21 protein-coding genes are annotated in these 19,888 nt (G+C 64.4%); 6 read left to right on the top strand and 15 right to left on the bottom strand.

Annotated elements, in window-relative coordinates; translation table 11 throughout:
• From cmoB to metR, 5 genes are all read right to left on the bottom strand, one after another.
• Positions 1–969, bottom strand: a complete 969-nt coding sequence (cmoB, locus tag K8U54_RS03425; protein WP_249908883.1) for a tRNA 5-methoxyuridine(34)/uridine 5-oxyacetic acid(34) synthase CmoB — start codon at positions 967–969, stop codon at positions 1–3.
• Positions 966–1,742 (bottom strand): carboxy-S-adenosyl-L-methionine synthase CmoA, encoded by a 777-nt coding sequence (gene cmoA / locus K8U54_RS03420; protein ID WP_249908882.1) that lies wholly within the window; start codon positions 1,740–1,742, stop codon positions 966–968. The genes cmoB and cmoA overlap by 4 nt, the downstream gene beginning before the upstream one ends.
• Positions 1,743–1,813: 71 nt before the next feature.
• Positions 1,814–2,206: a protease inhibitor I42 family protein gene (locus tag K8U54_RS03415; RefSeq protein ID WP_249908881.1), complete on the bottom strand. Its 393-nt coding sequence runs from the start codon at positions 2,204–2,206 to the stop codon at positions 1,814–1,816.
• Positions 2,207–2,281: 75 nt separating this feature from the next.
• Positions 2,282–2,611: a DHCW motif cupin fold protein gene (locus K8U54_RS03410; RefSeq protein ID WP_249908880.1), complete on the bottom strand. Its 330-nt coding sequence runs from the start codon at positions 2,609–2,611 to the stop codon at positions 2,282–2,284.
• Positions 2,612–2,639: 28 nt separating this feature from the next.
• Positions 2,640–3,557 (bottom strand): transcriptional regulator MetR, encoded by a 918-nt coding sequence (gene metR / locus K8U54_RS03405; protein WP_249908879.1) that lies wholly within the window; start codon positions 3,555–3,557, stop codon positions 2,640–2,642.
• A 212-nt stretch (positions 3,558–3,769) separates the two neighbouring features.
• Here metR and K8U54_RS03400 point away from each other — a divergent pair, with 212 nt between their 5' ends.
• Positions 3,770–4,759, top strand: a complete 990-nt coding sequence (locus K8U54_RS03400; protein WP_249908878.1) for an alpha/beta fold hydrolase — start codon at positions 3,770–3,772, stop codon at positions 4,757–4,759.
• Here K8U54_RS03400 and glpD read toward each other — a convergent pair.
• From glpD to K8U54_RS03380, 4 genes are all read right to left on the bottom strand, one after another.
• Complete coding sequence (gene glpD / locus K8U54_RS03395; RefSeq protein WP_249908877.1) at positions 4,683–6,278, bottom strand: glycerol-3-phosphate dehydrogenase; 1,596 nt, start codon at positions 6,276–6,278, stop codon at positions 4,683–4,685. The genes K8U54_RS03400 and glpD overlap by 77 nt on opposite strands.
• Positions 6,279–6,542: 264 nt before the next feature.
• Complete coding sequence (locus K8U54_RS03390) at positions 6,543–7,298, bottom strand: DeoR/GlpR family transcriptional regulator (protein ID WP_249908876.1); 756 nt, start codon at positions 7,296–7,298, stop codon at positions 6,543–6,545.
• Positions 7,299–7,390: 92 nt separating this feature from the next.
• On the bottom strand, positions 7,391–8,887 hold the full coding sequence (gene glpK, locus K8U54_RS03385) for a glycerol kinase GlpK (protein ID WP_249908875.1): 1,497 nt from the start codon (positions 8,885–8,887) through the stop codon (positions 7,391–7,393).
• A 69-nt stretch (positions 8,888–8,956) separates the two neighbouring features.
• Positions 8,957–9,805 (bottom strand): MIP/aquaporin family protein, encoded by an 849-nt coding sequence (locus tag K8U54_RS03380; protein WP_249908874.1) that lies wholly within the window; start codon positions 9,803–9,805, stop codon positions 8,957–8,959.
• 343 nt (positions 9,806–10,148) lie between these two features.
• Here K8U54_RS03380 and ybaK point away from each other — a divergent pair, with 343 nt between their 5' ends.
• The 3 genes from ybaK (at position 10,149) to K8U54_RS03365 (ending at position 12,450) form a co-directional block, all read left to right on the top strand.
• Positions 10,149–10,616, top strand: coding sequence for a Cys-tRNA(Pro) deacylase (ybaK, locus tag K8U54_RS03375; protein WP_249908873.1), 468 nt, complete (start codon positions 10,149–10,151; stop codon positions 10,614–10,616).
• 214 nt (positions 10,617–10,830) lie between these two features.
• Entirely contained in the window at positions 10,831–11,574 is a 744-nt protein-coding gene (locus K8U54_RS03370) for a substrate-binding periplasmic protein (protein ID WP_249908872.1), read from the top strand.
• A gap of 96 nt (positions 11,575–11,670) precedes the next feature.
• Positions 11,671–12,450 (top strand): PhzF family phenazine biosynthesis protein, encoded by a 780-nt coding sequence (locus tag K8U54_RS03365; RefSeq protein ID WP_249908871.1) that lies wholly within the window; start codon positions 11,671–11,673, stop codon positions 12,448–12,450.
• 6 nt (positions 12,451–12,456) lie between these two features.
• Here the strand turns inward: K8U54_RS03365 and K8U54_RS03360 are convergent, their stop codons facing one another.
• Positions 12,457–13,542, bottom strand: a complete 1,086-nt coding sequence (locus K8U54_RS03360; protein WP_249908870.1) for an ABC transporter ATP-binding protein — start codon at positions 13,540–13,542, stop codon at positions 12,457–12,459.
• Entirely contained in the window at positions 13,539–14,459 is a 921-nt protein-coding gene (gene argF / locus K8U54_RS03355; protein WP_249908869.1) for an ornithine carbamoyltransferase, read from the bottom strand. Before argF ends, K8U54_RS03360 begins: the two co-directional genes overlap by 4 nt.
• Before the next feature lie 286 nt (positions 14,460–14,745).
• Between argF and K8U54_RS03350 the strand changes: the two genes are divergently transcribed.
• Positions 14,746–16,854, top strand: coding sequence for a molybdopterin oxidoreductase family protein (locus K8U54_RS03350; protein WP_249908868.1), 2,109 nt, complete (start codon positions 14,746–14,748; stop codon positions 16,852–16,854).
• Between the two features lie 106 nt (positions 16,855–16,960).
• Positions 16,961–17,287, top strand: a complete 327-nt coding sequence (gene grxD / locus K8U54_RS03345) for a Grx4 family monothiol glutaredoxin (RefSeq protein WP_070886621.1) — start codon at positions 16,961–16,963, stop codon at positions 17,285–17,287.
• Positions 17,288–17,546: 259 nt separating this feature from the next.
• On the opposite strand, the gene tsaA is transcribed toward grxD, so the two are convergent.
• From tsaA to K8U54_RS03325, 4 genes are all read right to left on the bottom strand, one after another.
• Entirely contained in the window at positions 17,547–18,239 is a 693-nt protein-coding gene (gene tsaA / locus K8U54_RS03340; protein ID WP_249908867.1) for a tRNA (N6-threonylcarbamoyladenosine(37)-N6)-methyltransferase TrmO, read from the bottom strand.
• 6 nt (positions 18,240–18,245) lie between these two features.
• Positions 18,246–18,707, bottom strand: a complete 462-nt coding sequence (locus tag K8U54_RS03335; protein WP_249908866.1) for a DUF1456 family protein — start codon at positions 18,705–18,707, stop codon at positions 18,246–18,248.
• A gap of 62 nt (positions 18,708–18,769) precedes the next feature.
• The gene (locus K8U54_RS03330) at positions 18,770–19,480 is read right to left on the bottom strand and encodes an rRNA pseudouridine synthase (protein ID WP_249908865.1); all 711 of its coding nucleotides are present in this window, start codon (positions 19,478–19,480) and stop codon (positions 18,770–18,772) included.
• A 106-nt stretch (positions 19,481–19,586) separates the two neighbouring features.
• Positions 19,587–19,853: a hypothetical protein gene (locus K8U54_RS03325; RefSeq protein WP_249908864.1), complete on the bottom strand. Its 267-nt coding sequence runs from the start codon at positions 19,851–19,853 to the stop codon at positions 19,587–19,589.
• Between the last annotated feature and the right edge of the window lie 35 nt (positions 19,854–19,888).

The raw sequence follows: 19,888 nt of genomic DNA, 5'->3' as shown, positions 1-19,888 counted from the left end.
TCACGGCTTGCGTGCTACCAGCACGGCGCGGCGTGGCGCCGGCAGGCCTTCGAGGGTGCGGCGGTGGTCGAGCGGGTCGAGAAACTCGGGCAGCGACTGGTAGCGCATCCAGTCGGTGCTGCGTTGTTCCTCGACCGAGGTGACGCTGACATCCACGCAGCGCACATCAAGGAACCCGGCGCGGCGCAGCCATAGCTCAAGCGCAGGGACCGACGGCAGGAACCAGACGTTGCGCATCTGCGCGTAGCGGTCTTCAGGTACCAGCACCTGTTGAGCGTCACCTTCCACCACCAGGGTTTCCAGCACCAGCTCGCCGCCCTTGCGCAGGCAGTCCTTGAGTTCCAGCAGGTGATCGATGGGGGAGCGGCGGTGGTAGAGCACACCCATGGAAAACACGGTGTCGAAGCCGAGCAGCTTGGCCGGCAGCTCCTCGATACCGAGCGGCAAGTGCCAGGCCGGCATATCGGGCAGGTAGTTCTTCATGGCCAGGAACTGGCAGAGGAACAGCCAGTTCGGGTCGATGCCGACCACACTGCGGGCGCCGGCGCCGAGCATGCGCCACATGTAGTAGCCATTGCCGCAGCCGACGTCGAGCACCCGTCTGCCTTGCAGATCCAGGTGCGGGGCGACCCGCTGCCATTTCCAGTCCGATCGCCATTCGGTGTCCACGTGCACGCCGAACGGATGGAAGGGGCCCTTGCGCCAGGGAATCAGGCCGCGCAGAGCACTGTCCAGCGCCGTTCGGGTGGCCTCATCACAGGGGCCGTCGAGGCGGAAGTCCTCTTGCAGGTCGATCTGCTCGGCATTCAGTGGCGGCAGCGCTTCGACAGCGGCGTACCAGCGCTGCAGGTCGCCATGACCGATGGCCAGCTTGGCGTCGATCTGCGCGGGCAGGTCGGCGCTCCAATCCTGCAGCGGCGTGCCGGCGAGCTCGGCCTGCAGGGCGTCCAGGTCCATGCGGCGCATCATGGCAGGGCCACCAGGGAAGCGAAGTTCAAGCACTGGAACCAGGGCACCACCTTGCTGAAGCCGGCGGCGTGCAGGCGCTCACGGTGCTGTTCGAGGCTGTCGGGGAGCATGACGTTCTCGATGGCGCTGCGCTTCTGGGCGATTTCCAGTTCGCTGTAGCCATTGGCCCGCTTGAAGGCGATATGCAGATCGGTGAGCAGGCTGTGCTGCTGGTCGTCTTCGAAACGCAGCTTTTCCGACAGGATCAAGGCGCCACCCGGCAGCAGCGTGCGGTGAATACGGCTCAGCAACTCCAGGCGATTTTCCGGGGCGATGAACTGCAGGGTGAAGTTCATCGCTACCAGCGAGGCAGGCTGCCAGTCCATGGCGAGGATGTCCGCCTCGATCACCTCGACCGGCAGCAACTCCTGGAACATGGCGTCCTGGGCGTGCAGGTATTCGCGGCAGCGGTCGACCATCGCCGCGGAGTTGTCGACCGCGATCACCCGGCAACCTTCGATCTGCACATGGCGACGCAGCGCCTGGGTAACCGCGCCCAGCGAGCAGCCCAGGTCATACAGCAGGCTGCCGGGCTGGGCGAACTGGCCGGCCAGTACACCGATGTTCTCGACGATGGTGGGGTAGCCCGGCACCGAGCGCTTGATCATGTCCGGGAACACCCGGGCCACGTCCTCGTTGAAGACGAAATCCGGCACCTGATCCAGTGGCTGGGCGAAGAGTTGGTCGGGCTGTCTGTTCACGGTCGGTCTGCATGGCGCTGGAAAGGCGCGCATTTTAGCCAAGTCCGGCGATTAGCCAAACCTCGCCGCACGCCTGATGCGATGGTCGGCCTGCGTGGGGCGCCCTAGCGCACGCGGATCTGGCAGTCGAAGGTGTCGGCCGGCGCGGCGCTGGTGTCCCAGGGCTGGGCGTAGGTCAGCAGCAGTTGGGCCTCGCCTGGCTCGGTGGCCTGGAAGCGCCAGGTGGAGTTGCCGTCGCCGCCGACCAGGTCGGAGTCTTCGGCCGCGCTGTAGACTTCCGGGCCCAGGGCCTTGAGCACTGCGGCCGCGTCTTCCTGCACTGTCCAGCGATAGCCCGTGGTCGGGTTGCTCGGCAGGCTGAGGATCAACTGCTGCCCAGCCTGCAGGGCGATCGGGCACTGGCTCTGTTTCTGCACCTGCAGGCTCTTCGAGGGGCTGGCGCAGGCGCTCAGCAGAACCAGGCCAGCGAGAAGAGGCAGACGATAAGCGTTGATCATGACGGGCTCCAGGCGCAGAAATCGACCGTCAGCATAACGGCAGAACACCAGGGCTGTAACCCGCCCGCGGGCTATTCAGTCGACGATGAACAGGCGGGCGCCACCAGTCGTCGAGCTGCGGTGCGCTTCGGCCCCGTCGGCCACCTGATAGCTCATGCCCGGGGTCATCACGAAACGGCGGCCATCGTCGAGCTCGGTGTGCAGCTCGCCTTCCAGGCACAGCAGGATATGGCCTTTCTTGCACCAGTGGTCGGCCAGATAGCCCGCCGTGTATTCGACCATACGCACGCGCAGCGCACCGAACTGGCAGGTGCGCCAGTAGGCTACACCGGTTTCGCCGGCATGTTCGGTCGGTTCGATCTTGCTCCAATCGGTGACGCCAAAGGGGATATCGCTGATGTTCATCGTATGGCCCTGCAATCAAAGGGGGTTATTAGCGGGCAACGCTGACGCCTTCGAGGTTGGCGAACGAGGTGTCCTTGGCGGTGAGCAGGAAGTCGCGCATGAAGGGCGCGTCGAGCATGTCGGTGCGCACCCCGGCGTAGAGCGTGGCGAACAGGCCCTTGTCGCCCAGGCGCTTGGCCGTCACGTAGCCGCGTGAACTGTACTCGTGCAGTGCCCAGTTGGGCAGGCCGCAGACACCGCGCCCGCTGGCCACCAGTTGCATCATCATCACCGTCAGTTCGGAGGTACGCACCTGGGCCGGCTCGATGTCGGCCGGCTCCAGGAAGCGGGTGAAGATATCCAGGCGATCACGCTCCACCGGATAGGTGATCAGGGTTTCCTTGAGCAGGTCTTCGGGGCGGATATAGGTGCGATTGGCCAGGATGTGCTGGTTGGCTACCGCCAGCATGGCTTCGTAGGTGAACAACGGCACGTAGGTGATGCCGGAGAGCTCCAGCGGGTCGGAGGTCACCACCAGGTCCAGATCGCCACGGGCCAGGGCGGGCAGGGGGGCGAAGGAAAAGCCCGAGGCCAGGTCGAGCTCGACCTCCGGCCAGGCGTCGCGGAACTGATCGATGGTCGGCATCAGCCACTGAAAGCAGCTGTGGCATTCGATGGCCATGTGCAGGCGGCCTGCCGTACCGCCGGCCAGGCGCGACAGATCGCGCTCGGCGCTGCGCAGCAGTGGCAGCACGCTGTCGCACAGTTGCAACAGGCGCAGACCGGCACTGGTGAAACGCACCGGCTTGGTCTTGCGTACGAACAGCTGCATGCCCAGGCGTTCCTCGAGTTCCTTGAACTGATGCGACAACGCCGACTGGGTCAGGTGCAGCCGGTCGGCGGCCTCGACCAGGCTGTCGGTTTCACGCAGAGCGTGAAGGGTCTTCAAATGGCGAATTTCGAGCATCTGGATACCTGCAGGCTATTCAACTGCCCAGGAAATAAGATGAGCAGTATTCATGCGGGGCAGTGTCGCCGATCAGCTGCTCCGCTGTCGAGTCGCGCTCCACGTGCCCGCCCGGCAGGTTTCATCAAACTGTCACCAATCTGTGGCAGCGCGCCATGGTCCATCACTGCGAGACTTGCCTGCTATCCGGCTTATCGTTCGTGGAACCCAAGATGCGCGTGGTTATTTTTCTGGCTGCCTGGCTGTGCAGCCTGCCGTCCCTGGCGGCTGAAACATGCAAGGTCGGCACGGATGTCGAGCGCGTCTCGGTGGGCGAGGTTAGCCTGGCGTATCAGAGCATCGGGCACCGTAATGATCCTGCACTGTTGCTGGTCATGGGCCTGGGCGGGCAACTGATCCACTGGCCCGACGACGTGGTCGAGCAGCTGTGCGAACAGGGCTTTCGGGTAATCCGTTTCGACAACCGTGACGTCGGGCTGAGCCGCTGGAACGCCGAGGCGCCCAGCGCCAACCTGGCCTATGAAGTGCTGCGCTACCGTCTTGGTCTGGCAGTGGGTGCGCCGTACAGCTTGCGCGATATGGCCGGCGATTCGCTGGGGCTGATGGATGCACTGGGCATTGACGAGTTTCACCTGCTGGGTGCCAGCATGGGCGGCATGATCGCCCAGCATATCGCCGACATGGCGCCGCAGCGGGTGCGCAGCCTGACGTTGGTGATGACCAGTTCAGGCGCTCAGGGGCTGCCGGCACCGAGTCCGGCGCTGTTGCACCTGTTGGCACGCCGCGAGGCACCGAGCCGGGAGGTGGCCCTGGAACAACAGGCCGATCTGCTGGCCGCCCTGGGCAGTCCCAGTGTGGTAGATGATCGTGCGGCGCTGCTGCAGCAGGCCGAAATCGCCTACGACCGGGCCTTCAGCCCGGCGGGGGTGGAGCGGCAATTACTGGCGATTCTTGCCGAAGGCAGCCGGGTCGACCTGCTCAATCGTCTGCAGGTGCCGACGCTGGTGGTGCATGGCACCGCCGACCCGTTGCTGCCGGTGATGCACGGCGTGCATGTCGCCGCGCATATCCGGGGCAGTGAGCTGCGCCTGATTCCAGGGTTGGCCCACCGCTTTCAGGAGCGCTTCAAGGCGCCGTTGCTTGCCGCGGTACTGCCACATCTGCAAGCGCATCGCCAGGATGTGCAGCTGGTACAGATGTAAGCAATGCAGGCGCCTCGGGGGCCAGGTAGGCTTCCAGTCGGCTGCGCTCGGCGCCAGTCAGGAACAGCCCCAACTTGCTGCGGCGCCAGAGGATGTCGTCCGCCTCGGTGGCCCATTCCTGCTCGCGCAGGTAGTCCACCTCGCGGGCGTACAGACCATGGCCGAAGTGCTCGCCCAGGTCGGCTTCGCTCTGCACGTTGTCGAGCAGCTGCCAGGTACGGCTGCCATAGGTGATTGCCCAGCGCTTTGCTAGCTCGGTAGTCAGCCAGCCGTGGCGGGCGCGCAGCGCCTCTACCAGGCTTTCGCGGCTCTGCATGTTCTCGCCGCCCGGCAGTGGTGCCTCGGCCGTCCAGCGCGCCTGCATGTTCGGGAAGAACGGCGCCAGCTGGGCCAGCGCCGACTCCGCCAGCTTGCGGTAGGTGGTCAGCTTGCCGCCGAATACCGACAGCAGCGGCGGCTCATTGCCCTGGGCGGACAGCGACAGGGTGTAGTCGCGGGTGATGGCCGAGGGCTCGTCGGACTCGTCATCGCACAGCGGCCGTACGCCAGCGTAGCTATGCAGGATGTCCTCGCGGCTGAGCGACTTGCGGAAGTGGTCGTTGACCACCTTGAGCAGGTAGCCGGTTTCTTCCTCGCTGATGCTCACGGCGGCCGGGTCGCCCTGGTATTCGCGGTCCGTGGTGCCGATCAGGGTGAAGCGATCCAGGTAGGGAATGGCGAAGACGATGCGGCGGTCTTCGTTCTGCAGGATATAGGCTTCCTTGCCCTCGAACAGGCGCGGTACGACGATGTGGCTGCCCTGGATCAGGCGGATGCCGTAGGGCGATTTCTGCTGCAGGTCGTCACGGATGAAGCGTGCCACCCAGGGGCCTGCGGCATTGACCAGCGCCTTGGCGCGGATCGAGAAACGGCTGCCATCGGCACGCTCCAGATCGACTTCCCAGGCACCCTTGCTGCGCCGTGCGCTGACGCAGCGGGTGTGGGTATGCACGTGGGCGCCGTGCTCGCGGGCCGCCATGGCATTGAGTACCACCAGGCGGGCATCGTCGACCCAGCAATCGGAGTATTCGAAACCCTTGCTGATCTCGGCCTTGAGCGGGCTGTCGGCGCCAAAGCTCAGGCCGCGCGAGCGCGGCAGCGCCTTGCGCTTGCCCAGGTTGTCGTAGAGAAACAGGCCGGCACGGATCATCCAGGCCGGGCGCAGGTGCGGGCGGTGGGGGAGGATGAAGCGCATCGGGCTGACGATATGCGGCGCCTTGGCCAGCAGCACCTCGCGTTCGGCCAGGGCCTCGCGCACCAGGCGGAACTCGTGGTGCTCCAGGTAGCGCAGCCCGCCGTGGATCAGCTTGCTGCTCGCCGAGGAGGTATGGCGGGCCAGGTCGTCCTTCTCGCAAAGGAACACCGACAGGCCGCGACCTGCCGCATCACAGGCAATACCGGCGCCATTGATGCCGCCGCCGACGACGGCAATATCGTAAACCTCGGACAGTGGGCTGGTGGACAGGCTGGATGTGGACATCGTCGTGGCCTCGTATAGCGTTTGTATTTTCAAATCGAACATAAATGTTCACTTTCGAAAATACTAGCGCATGAATAGATGGGTATCCAGTGGTGTTCGATCAAAAAAACCACGGAATGCGCTGAAATGAAAATTCGCGAACACAATTACAGATGCCTGCGGGCCGAGAAGGTTCGCCCGATGTTCGAATTGGAATAAAAAACGACACGCACCGCCGCGATGGGCGTGTCAGGCCCGGGGCGGCGGCGGTTTGCAGGAGGGGCGTCAGACGACTTCGAGACGGATCTTGTGCTGATCGAGCAGTTGGCAAAGGCCGGCTACCGGCTGCTGGTCGGTCACCAGGCAGTCGATCAGGCTGATCGGGCCCAGGCGAATCATCGCGTTGCGGCCGAACTTGCTGGAGTCGGCGGCGAGAATCACCTGGCGAGCATTGGCGATGATCGCCTGGGAAACCCGTACTTCCTGGTAGTCGAAATCCAGCAGGCTGCCGTCTTCGTCGATGCCGCTGATACCGACCAGGGCGAAGTCGACCTTGAACTGGTTGATGAAGTCCACGCTCGCCTGGCCCACCAGGCCGCCATCGCGGCGCACGTTGCCGCCGGTCAGCAGCACGTCGAAGTCATCCTTGGCGGCGAGCATCGCGGCGACGTTGAGGTTGTTGGTGATGATCTTCAGGTGGTTGTGGTTGAGCAGCGCCCGAGCGATGGCTTCGGTGGTGGTGCCGATGTTGATGAACAGCGAGGCATGGTCGGGAATCTGCGCGGCCACCGCTTCGCCGATGCGCTGTTTCTCCTGGCGCATCTGATCGGCGCGCATCGCGTAGGCGGTGTTTTCGACGCTGGAGTCATAGGCCGCGCCGCCATGGTAGCGGCGCAGCAGATTGGCATTCGCCAGTTGATTGATATCACGGCGGATGGTTTGCGGAGTAACGACGAACTGGGTGGCCAACTCCTCGATGCTGACGTACCCGCGTTCACGGATTAGATCGAGGATTTGCTGCTGGCGAGGGGGCAGATTCATTGAATGTCCTTCGGGCCGCACGGAATTTCCCCATGATGCCGCACGAATCTGCTCACTGCCAGCGACAGCCGGGCCCTCGCCCGGCTGAGGGCTCACTGCTGCTCTTCGTGGGGCTGCCAGTCGCGGGTGCGGCCCACGGCCTTCTTCCAGCCCTCGTAGAACTTCTCCTTGTCCGCATCGGCCAACTGGGGCTCGAACTCGCGCTCGATCACCGCCTTGCCACGCAGTTCGTCCAGGCTGCTCCAGAACCCGGTGGCCAGGCCGGCCAGATAGGCGGCGCCCAGGGCGGTGGTCTCGCGCATTTGCGGGCGCTCCACATGGGTGCCCAGGATGTCCGCCTGGAACTGCATCAGGAAGTTGTTGGCCACGGCACCGCCATCCACGCGCAGGGATTTGAGGCGCTCGCCGGAATCCTGCTGCATGGCGTCGAGCACGTCGCGGGTCTGGTAGGCGATGGACTCCAGGGCGGCGCGGATGATGTGGTCGATCTTCACGCCACGGGTCAGGCCGAGCAGCCCGCCGCGAGCGTAGGGATCCCAGTAGGGCGCGCCCAGGCCGGTGAAGGCCGGGACCAAGTACACGCCGTTGCTGTCCTTGACCTTGCCGGCAAAGTACTCGGTGTCGTAGGCGTCATTGACAACCTTCAGTTCGTCGCGCAGCCACTGGATGGTGGAGCCGGCGTTGAAGATCGCCCCTTCCAGCGCATAGGCCGGCTCGCCACGCGGGCCGCAGGCGATGGTGGTGAGCATGCCGTGCTGGGAGTGCACGGCCTTGTCGCCGGTGTTCATCAGCAGGAAGCAGCCGGTGCCGTAGGTGTTCTTGGCCTGGCCCGGCTCGACGCACATCTGGCCGAACAGCGCGGCCTGCTGGTCGCCGGCGATACCGGCGATGGCGATGCCGCTCTTGGTATGGCCATAGACCTCGGACGAGGATTTGACCTCCGGCAGCATCTCGCGGGGGATATCCAGCACCTCGAGCATCTTCGCATCCCACTCGCGGGTGTGGATGTTGAACAGCAGGGTGCGCGAGGCGTTGGTGTAGTCGGTGACGTGCACCTTGCCGCCTGTGAATTTCCAGATCAGCCAGCTATCGATGGTGCCGAACAGCAGTTCACCCTTGCGGGCGCGCTCGCGGCTGCCTTCGACGTGATCGAGGATCCACTTCAGCTTGGTACCCGAGAAGTAGGGGTCGGTGACCAGGCCGGTGGTTTCCTTGATGTACGGCTCCAGGCCGTCGCGCTTGAGCTGCTGGCAAATCTCGGTGCTGCGCCGGCACTGCCAGACGACCGCGTTGTGGATCGGTCGGCCGGTGTTCTTGTCCCACACCACGGTGGTTTCGCGCTGGTTGGTGATACCGATGGCGGCCACCTGGTCATGGTGCAGACCGGCCTGCGCCAGTGCCTCGACCATCACCGCACTCTGGGTGGCGAAGATTTCCATAGGGTCGTGCTCGACCCAGCCGCTTTGCGGATAGTGCTGGGTGAACTCGCGCTGGGCGATGCACACCACGTTGGCATCGCGATCGAAGATGATGGCGCGGGAGCTGGTGGTGCCCTGGTCGAGGGCAATGAGGTAGTTCTTGTCGGTCATGTCGATTGCCTTGAGGTAAGCGGAGGACAAAATGGCGTGCGTCTCGTGCCGATCCGTACGCCGTTGAAATCAGGAGGCTTTGACGTCGCGGTCGGCGGCGCGTTCTGCCGTCGGCGTTTCCACCACGCTGGGCAGGTGGCGCGCGACCAGGGTGCGATAGGCTGCAGCGCCGAGGCAGGCACCCAGAATCGGCGCGAAGATCGGCACCAGGAAGTAGGGGGTGTCACGGCCGCCGGTGAGGGAGATCTCCCCCCAGCCCATGATGAAGGTCATCAGCTTGGGCCCGAAGTCCCGTGCCGGGTTCATCGCAAAGCCGGTGAGCGGGCCCATGGCACTGCCGATCACGGCGATCAGCAGACCGATCAGCAGCGGTGCCATCGGGCCGCGGGGCAGGCCGTTGTTATCGTCGGTGAGGGACATGATCACGCCCATCAGGATGGCGGTTATCACCACTTCGACCATGAAGGCCTGCCCGGTGGACAGCACAGGGTTGGGGAAGGTGGAGAACACCGACGCCAGTTCCAGGCTGGCCTGGGAGCCACGAACCATCTGGTTGGCCTGTTCGAATTCGCTGAACAGCCCGCTGTACAGGGTGTACACCAGCAGCGCACCGCAGAAGGCGCCGGCGATCTGGGCGAGGATGTAGAACGGCAGCTTGCGCTTTTCGAAACCGGCGAACAGCCAGAGCGCGATGCTCACCGCCGGGTTGAGGTGCGCACCGGACACGCCAGCCGTCAGGTAGATGGCCATGCTGACGCCGACGCCCCAGATGATGCTGATTTCCCACAGGCCGAAACTGGCACCTGCGACCTTGAGGGCGGCAACGCAGCCGGTGCCGAAGAATATCAGCAGGGCCGTGCCCAGAAACTCGGCCATACATTGGCCCGATAGCGAGGGTTGTTGTAGTGCAGCTGTCATGGGGATGCCTCTTTTTTGTTGTTGTGCGGCGCTGGTGTCAGGTACGGCGGCCCACTGCGGGATAGGGCGGCGTTTGCACCATTGCCATCGGGATAAGGGTCTCTGGATGTTCGTAATCGAAAAAAGTAAATCTGGTTTGCGCGTATTGTCAAAAATCGAACCGCGTAAGGGCTAGATATTTTCGATATCAATCGCACGTACAGTTCAATAGGTCAGTTTCGCGACTGATAGGTTCCGTTGTGAAACAAGTTTCCTCGGCGGCTGCAGATTGACGCAGCGTTTCGCCGGTCGTGGCGCTAGAATCGCCGGGCACCCGTCGTTTTCCACGCCTCCCGGAGCCTGCATGACACCCGCATTGAATCTGTTGAAGAAGGTTCGTGCCGCGCATCGAATCCATAGCTATGAACATGACCCAAAGGCGGCTTCCTATGGCCTGGAAGCGGCCGAGAAGCTAGACCTCGAGCCGGCCCAGGTGTTCAAGACGCTGCTGGCGGCCAGCGAGAAGGGCGAGTTGCTGGTGGCTGTGGTGCCGGTGGTCGGCAGCCTCGACCTCAAGGCCCTGGCGAGCGCGGCCGGGGTGAAGAAGGTGGACATGGCGCCAGTCGACGCCGCGCAGCGCGCGACCGGGTATCTGGTCGGCGGCATCAGCCCGCTGGGCCAGAAGAAGCGCCTGCGAACCTTCATCGACAGTAGCGCCAAGCATTTTTCCGCCATCTATGTCAGTGCCGGGCGGCGCGGGCTGGAGGTCGAGCTGAGCGCCGAGGTCCTGGCCGAACATACCCAGGCGCAGTTCGCCGATATCGGTCGCTGATCCGCCCGGCGCCACAGCCTGGCGCTCAGCAAGCATTGCCGAGCCGGTGCGTCGAGCTTGAAGCGAACGCCAGACACTGGCACTGTCGGCATCGCCGCCGCGCTTCCCTGTCAGGGTCAGGTACGGCGTATCATGGAGTGGGCGGCAACGGCGTCCGCATCGGCAGGAGGCTAGGCGAACAGTGAAAGGCGTTGGTTGGGTGACGGGAGGCCTGTTGGCGGCTTTGCTGCTGAGCAGCGTCTGCGCCCGGGCTGAAACCCTGGTCATGGAGGCCGACGTCTGGTGCCCTGTCAATTGCGCGCAGGACGCCGAGCGCCCCGGCATCTTCGTCGAGCTGGCCACGCAGATCTTTGCCGAGGCCGGCATTCAGGTCGAATACCGCGTCACCAACTGGGCGCGCGCCGTGCAGGACGTGCGCAGCGGCCGCGCCAACGCACTGGTCGGCGCAGGCGTACGCGATGCGCCGGACTTTCTCTTCGGCAGGTCGGCGCCGGGTATCTCCCGCAACTGCTTCTATGCCCGAGCCGACAGCACCTGGCGCTATACCGGGCTGGATTCGCTCGCCGGCATTCGCCTGGGCGTGATCAATGGCTACAGCTACGGCCAGGAACTCGATGAATACATTCGCCGTCATCAGCGGGAGCAGGAGCGCCTGCAGCTCGCAGCCGGTGAGCAGGCGCTGGCGCTGAACGTGCGCAAGGTCGAGCTGGGGCGCCTGGATGCCTTGCTGGAAAACACCTGGATCATGGCCATGTACCAGGATCAGCACGGCAATCATGACGAACTGGTCGAAGTTGGCTGCCGGGTGCCGGACGTGCCGATCTACATCGCGTTCTCCCCGGCGCTGCCCTCCAGCCCCCGCTATCGCGACATCTTCGACGACGGTGTGCGGCGTTTCCGGCAGGATGGCCGTCTCGATGCCTTGCTGCAGCGCTACGGCATCCACACGCAGCCCTGATCGCACTGTTGCGCCGTATTGGCGCCGCGCTGTATCGCAGCCAGACGGCGCGATGCAGGCATGCTGAGTCTATTTGCCGCCTATAAGGAAATCCCGATGCCTCTGCCGTTTCACCAGATCGACGCCTTCAGCGACAAGCCTTTCGCGGGCAACCCGGCGGTGGTCTATCGCCTCGATCATTGGCTCGAGGACGGGCTGATGCAGCAGATCGCCGCCGAACACAACCTGGCCGAAACCGCCTTCGTGGTGAAGGAGAGCGCTGCCTGGCGCATCCGCTGGTTCACCCCGACCACCGAAGTGCCGCTATGCGGGCATGCCACGCTGGCCAGCGCCCATGCCTTGTTCGAATGCCATGGCGAGCCGGGGCAGCGTATCGATTTCAACTATGTGGACGGCACCTTGTCGGTCGGCCGCGAAGGCGATCGCCTGGTGCTGGATTTTCCCTGCGTGCCACCGACGCCGATTGCCATGCCTGAGGGGCTGGCAGAGATTCTCGGGCAGACGCCGATTGCCGTACTGGATGCGCCGCAGTTACTCGTCGTGCTCGAGTCGCAGGCCGCTGTGGCTGCCTGCCAGCCGGATCTCAACGCGTTGGCGCAATTGCCTTGGCCGGCGGTGATCATCACCGCAAAGGGCGACTCGGTGGATTTCGTGTCACGTAACTTCGCGCCTGCGGTGGGCATCGACGAAGACCCGGTCACCGGTTCGGCGCACTGCATTCTTACGCCTTACTGGGCGCGGCAATTGGGCAAAGCTGAACTGAGCGCCTACCAGGGCGGTAAGCGCGGCGGTTTTCTGTGGTGCAGGCTGAGCGGGGAGCGGGTGAGGATCGCTGGCCATGCACGGCTGGTGAGCAGCGGCCAGCTGCACCTATAAAGCCTTTTAGTCGGCCAGTTCCAGCGTCGAAGGCGCAGCCACGCTGCCTGGTGCTGCGAATGCCACCAGATGATCGGCAGCGATGCGGATACCGACCTGCTCGCCTGGCTGGTGATCGGCATGGCTGGGGAACAGGGCTTCCAGCTGGCTGCCGGTAGGCAGTTGCAGGCGATACAGGGTGGCGGCGCCGAGAAAGCTCTTGCCGACGATCCTGGCCGTTTGCGCGCTCTCGGGGTCGTGGACGATATCGTCCGGGCGCAGCAGCACATCCACCGCGCTGCCAACCGGCCAGGCGTAGGCGCGGTTGCCGCGGATCAGGCCCAGTTCGGTCTGCACCTCGTCGGGCGCCAATAGCTGGCCACGAATGAAGTAGCCCTGGCCGATAAAGCTGGCCACGAAGGGCGTCTGCGGCTCGTGGTAGAGGTTGAACGGCGTGTCCCATTGCTCCAGGTGCCCGGCCTTGAACACACCGACCTGATCGCTGACGGCAAAGGCTTCCTCCTGGTCATGGGTGACCAGGATCGCACTGGTGCCACGGGCCTTGAGGATGTCGCGCACCTCATGGCTGAGGCGCCGGCGCAGCTCGCCATCGAGGTTGGAGAACGGCTCGTCGAGCAATAGCAGCTGCGGGTTGGTGGCCAGGGCGCGGGCGAGGGCGACGCGCTGCTGCTGCCCGCCGGACAGCTCGTTGGGATGGCGCTTGCCCAGGTGGTCGAGCTTGACCAGTTCCAGCAGCTCGCGGGTCACCTGCTCGCAGTCCGCCTGCTTGCGAATGCCGAAGGACACGTTCTGCGCCACGCTCAGGTGCGGGAACAGGGCGTAGTCCTGAAACACCATGCCGATGCGGCGCTTCTCCGGCGCCAGGGTGAAGCCAGGGCGGGAGATCACCTCGCCGGCCAGGGCGATTTCACCTTCCAGCACCGGCTCGAAGCCGGCGATGGCGCGCAGGGTGGTGGTCTTGCCGCAACCGGAAGGGCCGAGCAGGCAACCGATTTCCCCGGCATTGAGGTGCAGGTTCAGCTGCTGCACGATGCGCTGGTCACCGTAGCCGCAACCCAGGTTGCGCAGGCTCAACAGCATCGGCTGGCTCATGCGTGGTGGTACGCCGGTTCGACCAGGAATTCCAGCAGTGCCTTCTGCGCATGCAGGCGGTTCTCCGCCTGATCCCAGGCGGCCGAGCGCGGGTCGTCGAGCAGGTCGACACTGATTTCCTCGCCACGGTGGGCCGGCAGGCAATGCAGGAACAGCACGTTCTCGTCGGCGGCATCGAGCAGCGCGCGGTTCACCTGGTAAGGGGCGAACAGCTTGTGGCGCTCGGCAATTTCCTCTTCCTGGCCCATGGAGGCCCACACGTCGGTGCTCACCAGATGAACGCCAGCCACCGCCTCGCGCGGATCGCGGAAGATCTTCACCCGCTCGCCGGCTTCGGCCAGCAATGCAGCGCTTGGCTCGTAGCCTTCCGGGCAGGCGACATGCAGGGTGAAATCGAACTGCATGGCCGCCTCTATATAGGAGTTGCACATGTTGTTGCCGTCGCCGATCCAGGCGGCGGTCTTGCCGACGATGCTGCCGCGGTGCTCGAGAAAGGTCTGCATGTCGGCCAGCAGCTGGCAGGGGTGCAGGTCGTCCGACAGGCCGTTGATCACCGGCACGCGGGAGTTGGCGGCGAACTCGGTCAGGGTGCTGTGGGCGAAGGTGCGGATCATGATCGCATCGAGCATGCGCGACATGACGATGGCCGAGTCGGCGATCGGCTCGCCGCGGCCCAGCTGGGTGTCGCGCGGCGACAGGAAGATGGCCTGGCCGCCGAGCTGGATCATGCCGGCTTCGAAGGACACGCGGGTACGGGTCGAGGCCTTTTCGAAGATCATGCCCAGCACGCGATTGCGCAACGGTTCGAACAGTACGCCGCTGTTGCGCAAGCCTTTCAGCTCCATGCCGCGTCGGATCAGGCCCACCAGTTCGTCCGGTGTGCAGTCCTTCAGCGAGAGAAAGTGTCTTGCGCTCATCGTTAACTACCTTTTGACATACAGGCCGCAGGCTCTTTTTTCGGTAAAAACGCGAGAACCTGCGGCTGGGGGCCGCACAGTGCGACGAAACGGGAAGCCGCCGATCTTATAAGTAAATGACGCCTAGGCGCAAATTTGCCCGGATTGCCAGATGTGACGGGCATTTCGGGCCTCCGAACGACCTGATGCATGGCCCTGATGGCCCGCGATTCACGGCGTCGAAGCTGCTGGTAGGCAGCGGCGCTGGCGCCCATGATGGGCCTTCAACAATAAAGCGAGGCTGGCCATGACCACGACCCTCCATCACCGTGCCTGTCACCTGTGCGAAGCCATCTGCGGGCTGACGCTGGAAGTCGAGCAGGCTGCCGATGGGCAGCCCCGGGTGCGCGCCATCAAGGGTGACCGCGACGATCCCTTCAGCCGCGGGCATATCTGCCCGAAGGCGGTCGCCCTGCAGGATATCCAGAACGATCCGGATCGCCTGCGCCAGCCCATGCGCCGTAGCGGCGATCGCTGGGAGGCCATCAGCTGGCAGGAGGCCTTCCAATTCGCGGCCAGCCGCCTGGCCGCCGTGCAGGCGGCCCACGGACAGAACGCGGTGGCGGTCTATCAGGGCAACCCCAGCGTGCACAACTATGGGCTGATGACCCACAGCAACTATTTCCTCGGCCTGCTCAAGACCCGCAACCGCTACTCCGCCACCTCGGTCGATCAGCTGCCTCATCACCTGACCTGCCACCTGATGTACGGCCACGGCTTTCTGATTCCCATCCCGGACATCGATCACACCGACTTCATGCTGATTCTCGGTGGCAACCCGCTGGCGTCCAACGGCAGCCTGATGACCGTGCCGGATGTGGAAAAGCGCCTCAAGGCCATCCAGGCCCGCGGCGGCAAGCTGGTGGTGGTCGACCCGCGGCATACCGAAACCGCGGCCATCGCCGATCAACACCTGTTCATTCGCCCCGGCCAGGACGCCGCCTTGCTGCTGGGTATGCTCAATACGCTGCTCGAGGAAGGGCTGGGGCGCGCCAGCCACTTGCCGGCGGCGGGACTGGATGAGCTGCGCCATGCGCTCTTGCCGTTCGGCGTGGATGAGATGGCTGCCCGCTGCGGCATACCGGCGGGGACGATCCGCCAACTGGCCCGCGATTTCGCCGCGGCCGAGCGTGCCGTCTGTTACGGGCGCATGGGCGTCTCGACCCAGGTGTTCGGCACCCTGTGCCAATGGCTGGTGCAGGTGGTCAACCTGGTCACCGGCAACCTGGATCGCGAGGGTGGGGCGCTGTGCACCGAGCCCGCGGTGGATCTGGTGGGTGCCACCTCCGGCGGGCACTTCAATCGCTGGCAGAGCCGAGTATCCGGGCTTGCGGAATATGGCGGCGAGCTGCCGGTCAGCGCCCTGGCCGAGGAAATGCTGACCCCGGGCGATGGGCAGGTGCGGGCGCTGATCACCGTGGCCGGCAACCCGGTGCTGTCCACGCCCAACGGGCGGCAACTGGAGCGCGGCCTCGAGGGGCTGGATTTCATGCTCAGCGTGGATCTGTACATCAACGAAACCACCCGCCATGCCGACCTGATCCTGCCGTCCACCGCGCCGCTGGAGCATGATCACTACGACACCACCTTCAACCTGTTCGCGGTGCGCAACGTCACCCGGTTCAATCAGGCGGTGCTGCCCAAGCCCGAGGGTGCGCTGGATGACTGGGAGATCTTCGTCGGCCTGGCACAGGCCTTCGCGGCGCAGACGGGTGCCACCTTGAAGCCGACCCAGCCGCCGGCGCAGATGATCGACCTGGGCCTGCGGATGGGGCCCTATGGTGATCGCTCGCCACGCAAACTGTCATTGCAGACCTTGCTGGCCCATCCCCATGGCCTGGATATCGGCCCGCTGAGGCCAAACCTGGCGACTCGCCTGAAAACCGCCGAGGGTCGGGTGCAGATCGCTCCCGCGCTACTGCTGGAGGACTTGCAGCGTTTCGCGGCGCAGCCGGCGTTGGCCGATGGCCAGTTGCTGCTGATCGGTCGCCGGCATGTGCGCAGCAACAATTCCTGGATGCACAACTACCATCGGTTGGTGAAGGGCAAGCCGCGCCATCAGCTGTTGATGAATCCCCAGGACCTGGCCCGCCGCGGGCTGCAGGACGGCCAGCGGGTCAGCGTGCGCTCGCGGGTCGGGGTGCTGGAGGTCGAGGTGCTCGGCAGCGCCGAGATGATGCCGGGCGTGGTCAGCCTGCCCCACGGTTGGGGGCACGGCCGCCCCGGCGTGCAGATGAGCATCGCCCAGGCGACACCCGGGGTGAGCGCCAACGACCTGACCGACGAACGCCTGCTCGACGCGCTATCGGGCAACGCTGCGCTCAACGGCGTGCCGGTGGAGGTGGTGGCGGCCTGAATCAGGTGCGGTGCGTCTGCATGACTGAGCATTGCGCTCGGCTTTTGGTTACAATGCGCGCACCGTATCGACCCACGAGTCGGATAGTCCAGTTCTGAGGTGCCTAATGGATATCATCGAAACCATCAAAGAGCAGATCGCCAACAACACCGTTCTGCTGTACATGAAAGGCTCGCCGAATGCGCCGCAGTGCGGTTTCTCCGCCCGTGCTTCCCAGGCGCTGATGGGCTGCGGCGAGAAGTTCGCCTATGTCGACATCCTGCAGAACCCGGAAATTCGCGCCAACCTGCCCAAGTACGCCAACTGGCCGACCTTCCCGCAACTGTGGGTAGCCGGTGAGCTGGTCGGCGGCAGCGACATCCTGCTGGAAATGTACGAAAAGGGTGAGCTGCAGACCCTGATCAAGGATGCCGTGCAGAAAGCCGGCGCCTGATCGACTGACGATCCCGAATCCGCAGCCAGCGATGGCTGCGGATTTTTTTCGTCTGCGGGAAGGTGACCCGGTGCTTGTATTGAGGCAAGGATGTGGCGAAGCGGCCGTTGCCACGATCTTGTGGGAGGGGCTTTAGCCCCGAGCTCTTTACGCCTAGCCAGGCACAATCGAGGCTAAAGCGGATCGCCGCCCGGCCTCCCCCACAAAAGCTCTGCTCACCGTCCGCGTATTGCCTTAAACCGCTTGTGATGGGGCGCCTTCAGGGCAAGGTGATAGCCAGCACCTTGATGCAGCCCGGCTGCGGGTAGTGCCAGTGCACATCGACGTCCCACAAACGTACCCCATAGCGGCGTTCGGGTTGTGGCTGCTGATAGGCCGGGCGCGGGTCCTGGGCCAGGCACTGTTCGATCAGTTCCACCAGTGGTTCGCCCAGGCGCAGGGCGTGGCTGCGGGCGCTGTCCAGTGCGTTGTCCTGCCAGAGCACATCGATTTGCGCCGGCGCATCGGCCGCGATGTGATTGTGGGCGCCCGGCACGCTGTCGGCATAGGGCACGTAGGGTTTGACGTCGAGCACCGGCGTGCCATCGAGCAGGTCGATGCCGGACAGCCACAGGCGATCCTTGTCGACCTTGTCCAGCTTCACCACCGACTGGCCGATGCCGTTGGGGCGGTGGGTCGCCCGGGTAGCGAACACACCGATGGCGCGGTTGCCGCCCAGGCGCGGCGGGCGCACCTTCAGGCGTGGTTTGTCTTCTAGGGCCTGGTGAAACAGGAACAACAGCCACACGTGGCTGACCTGCTCCAGGCCCTGAACGGCGTCGCCGCTGTCGAATGGCGGGCACAGCTCCAGCACGCCACGGGCGGCGGGCGCCAGCTGCGGCTGGCGGGGGATGGCGAACTTCTCCTTGAAACAGGAGCGCACGTAGCCGATGGGCGAGACCTGATGAATCATGGCGCGTCAGTCACGCAGGCGCTGGGTCAGGCCCTTGAGAAAGTTGCGCAGGAACTGATCGCCGCAGGGACGGTAATTGCTGGTACCGGCCTTGCGGAACAGTGCACTCATTTCCGGCTTCGACACCACGAAATCGACGCTGCGCATGATGGCGTGGATATCGTCTTCCTTGAGTTCGAAGGCCACGCGCAGTTTCTTCAGCACCTGGTTGTTGCTCACCGGCAGCTCCAGGGCGGGCGCCGGGCGGCTGTCGTCCTTGCCGCGCTTGAAGTACACCAGGCCATCGAGAGCATGGGCCAGCAGTTCATCGCTGCATGGCTGGAAGCCTGGCTCGTCGTCCTTTTTCAGCACGTCGGCGATCTGCTCCTCGCTCACCGCGTGACCGCCGAGTTCGACTATCTCGGCCAGTTGCTCGTCGCTGATGTCGAGCATGTAGCGCAGGCTGCGCAGTACATCGTTGTTGATCATGGGTATTCCTGATGACGGGCGCGCCAGCGTGGCGCAACCCTGTGAAAGGGGAGGGGCGTGGCTCAGAAGCGTTCCTTGGCACCCAGGTAGCGCCACTGGCCCGGCGGCACCTTGCCCATGGGCACGCCGCCGATGCGGATGCGCTTGAGGCCCAGCACTTTGAGGCCGACGCTGTTGCACATGAATACCAGCTGGCCGGGCAGCGGGTTCTTCAGAGCGAAGCGCAGGCGGGTTTCGTTCTGCCAGCTGACCTTGCAAGGCGCCAGTGGCGAGCCGTTGAACACCAGGCCATGGTTGAGGCGCTTGAGGTCACGTTCCGACAGCTCGCCGCTGACCTCCACCACGTATTCCTGCTCGAGCTTGGCCAGGTCTTCGCGCAACTTGCGCTCGGTGCGCCAGTCCTGGGTCAGCACGTGCAAACCGTCGGCGCCGGCCTGCAGGGGAATGCAGGGCGTCAGGCGAGCGAAGTGGCCCTTCAGGGTTCGTTGCTCGGCGCGGTCTTCGGGCCAGCGGCTTTCCGGGCCGATCTCCTCGGCCGCGCGCTCTGGAAAACGCCCGCTTGGAATATGCAGCAGCAGGGTAACCGGCAGCAGCGGTTCGGCAACGGCATCGGGCAGCAGGGCGACGGTTTCGTCGGTGACCTTGCGTTGTGGCTCGTCCACCACCTCACCGTCGACCGTGACCCAGCCGCCTTCGATGTAGAGTTCAGCCTCGCGGCGTGAACAGCCGGTGAGTTCGATCAGGCGTTTGGACAGGCGGAGGGGGGCGGTCATGGCGGAGCATCGTCAGCGAAGTGATGCCCATTGTAGCGTCGCGAAGAGACTCATGCGCGCGGCATGAAAAAAGCCGGGCAAGGTGCCCGGCTTATGGATGGGGTGATCAGAAGATCAGTGAGAAGATACCGATCACGACCAGCAGGCCGATCAGGAAGATGATGCCGATGGTGCTGCCCAGAAACTTCAGCATGGTGCGACTCCTGTTTTGTCCGTTCAGTATTGGGACTGGAGCGCGCCGGGCAACGTTCAGGGTAAATGTCCTCTGCTCGCACAGATGTACGAAAACGTAGGCGAGGCAGCCAGCACAATACCGATGGCGGCCCCGCGAAAGCAGGCTAAAAAGCGAAGTGTACGAGCTGTACATGAGCATTTTTAGCCTGCTTTCAACGCAGCGATGGCAACGTA

The sequence above is a fragment of the Pseudomonas fulva genome, from assembly GCF_023517795.1.
GTDB classification, from domain to species: domain Bacteria; phylum Pseudomonadota; class Gammaproteobacteria; order Pseudomonadales; family Pseudomonadaceae; genus Aquipseudomonas; species Aquipseudomonas fulva_D.
This window is presented reverse-complemented; position numbering and strand designations above follow the sequence as displayed.

Bases quoted from the DNA above. Each gene is read 5' to 3' on its own strand.
- cmoB (WP_249908883.1), bottom strand. From the start codon at position 969: ATGATGCGCCGCATGGACCTGGACGCCCTGCAGGCCGAGCTCGCCGGC.
- K8U54_RS03400 (WP_249908878.1), top strand. From the start codon at position 3,770: ATGCGCGTGGTTATTTTTCTGGCTGCCTGGCTGTGCAGCCTGCCGTCC.
- tsaA (WP_249908867.1), bottom strand. From the start codon at position 18,239: ATGATTCATCAGGTCTCGCCCATCGGCTACGTGCGCTCCTGTTTCAAG.
- K8U54_RS03415 (WP_249908881.1), bottom strand. From the start codon at position 2,206: ATGATCAACGCTTATCGTCTGCCTCTTCTCGCTGGCCTGGTTCTGCTG.
- K8U54_RS03390 (WP_249908876.1), bottom strand. From the start codon at position 7,298: ATGAATCTGCCCCCTCGCCAGCAGCAAATCCTCGATCTAATCCGTGAA.
- K8U54_RS03335 (WP_249908866.1), bottom strand. From the start codon at position 18,707: ATGATCAACAACGATGTACTGCGCAGCCTGCGCTACATGCTCGACATC.
- K8U54_RS03380 (WP_249908874.1), bottom strand. From the start codon at position 9,805: ATGACAGCTGCACTACAACAACCCTCGCTATCGGGCCAATGTATGGCC.
- glpK (WP_249908875.1), bottom strand. From the start codon at position 8,887: ATGACCGACAAGAACTACCTCATTGCCCTCGACCAGGGCACCACCAGC.
- K8U54_RS03365 (WP_249908871.1), top strand. From the start codon at position 11,671: ATGCCTCTGCCGTTTCACCAGATCGACGCCTTCAGCGACAAGCCTTTC.
- K8U54_RS03330 (WP_249908865.1), bottom strand. From the start codon at position 19,480: ATGACCGCCCCCCTCCGCCTGTCCAAACGCCTGATCGAACTCACCGGC.
- ybaK (WP_249908873.1), top strand. From the start codon at position 10,149: ATGACACCCGCATTGAATCTGTTGAAGAAGGTTCGTGCCGCGCATCGA.
- grxD (WP_070886621.1), top strand. From the start codon at position 16,961: ATGGATATCATCGAAACCATCAAAGAGCAGATCGCCAACAACACCGTT.
- metR (WP_249908879.1), bottom strand. From the start codon at position 3,557: ATGCTCGAAATTCGCCATTTGAAGACCCTTCACGCTCTGCGTGAAACC.
- argF (WP_249908869.1), bottom strand. From the start codon at position 14,459: ATGAGCGCAAGACACTTTCTCTCGCTGAAGGACTGCACACCGGACGAA.
- glpD (WP_249908877.1), bottom strand. From the start codon at position 6,278: ATGTCCACATCCAGCCTGTCCACCAGCCCACTGTCCGAGGTTTACGAT.
- cmoA (WP_249908882.1), bottom strand. From the start codon at position 1,742: ATGCGCGCCTTTCCAGCGCCATGCAGACCGACCGTGAACAGACAGCCC.
- K8U54_RS03360 (WP_249908870.1), bottom strand. From the start codon at position 13,542: ATGAGCCAGCCGATGCTGTTGAGCCTGCGCAACCTGGGTTGCGGCTAC.
- K8U54_RS03410 (WP_249908880.1), bottom strand. From the start codon at position 2,611: ATGAACATCAGCGATATCCCCTTTGGCGTCACCGATTGGAGCAAGATC.
- K8U54_RS03350 (WP_249908868.1), top strand. From the start codon at position 14,746: ATGACCACGACCCTCCATCACCGTGCCTGTCACCTGTGCGAAGCCATC.
- K8U54_RS03325 (WP_249908864.1), bottom strand. From the start codon at position 19,853: ATGCTCATGTACAGCTCGTACACTTCGCTTTTTAGCCTGCTTTCGCGG.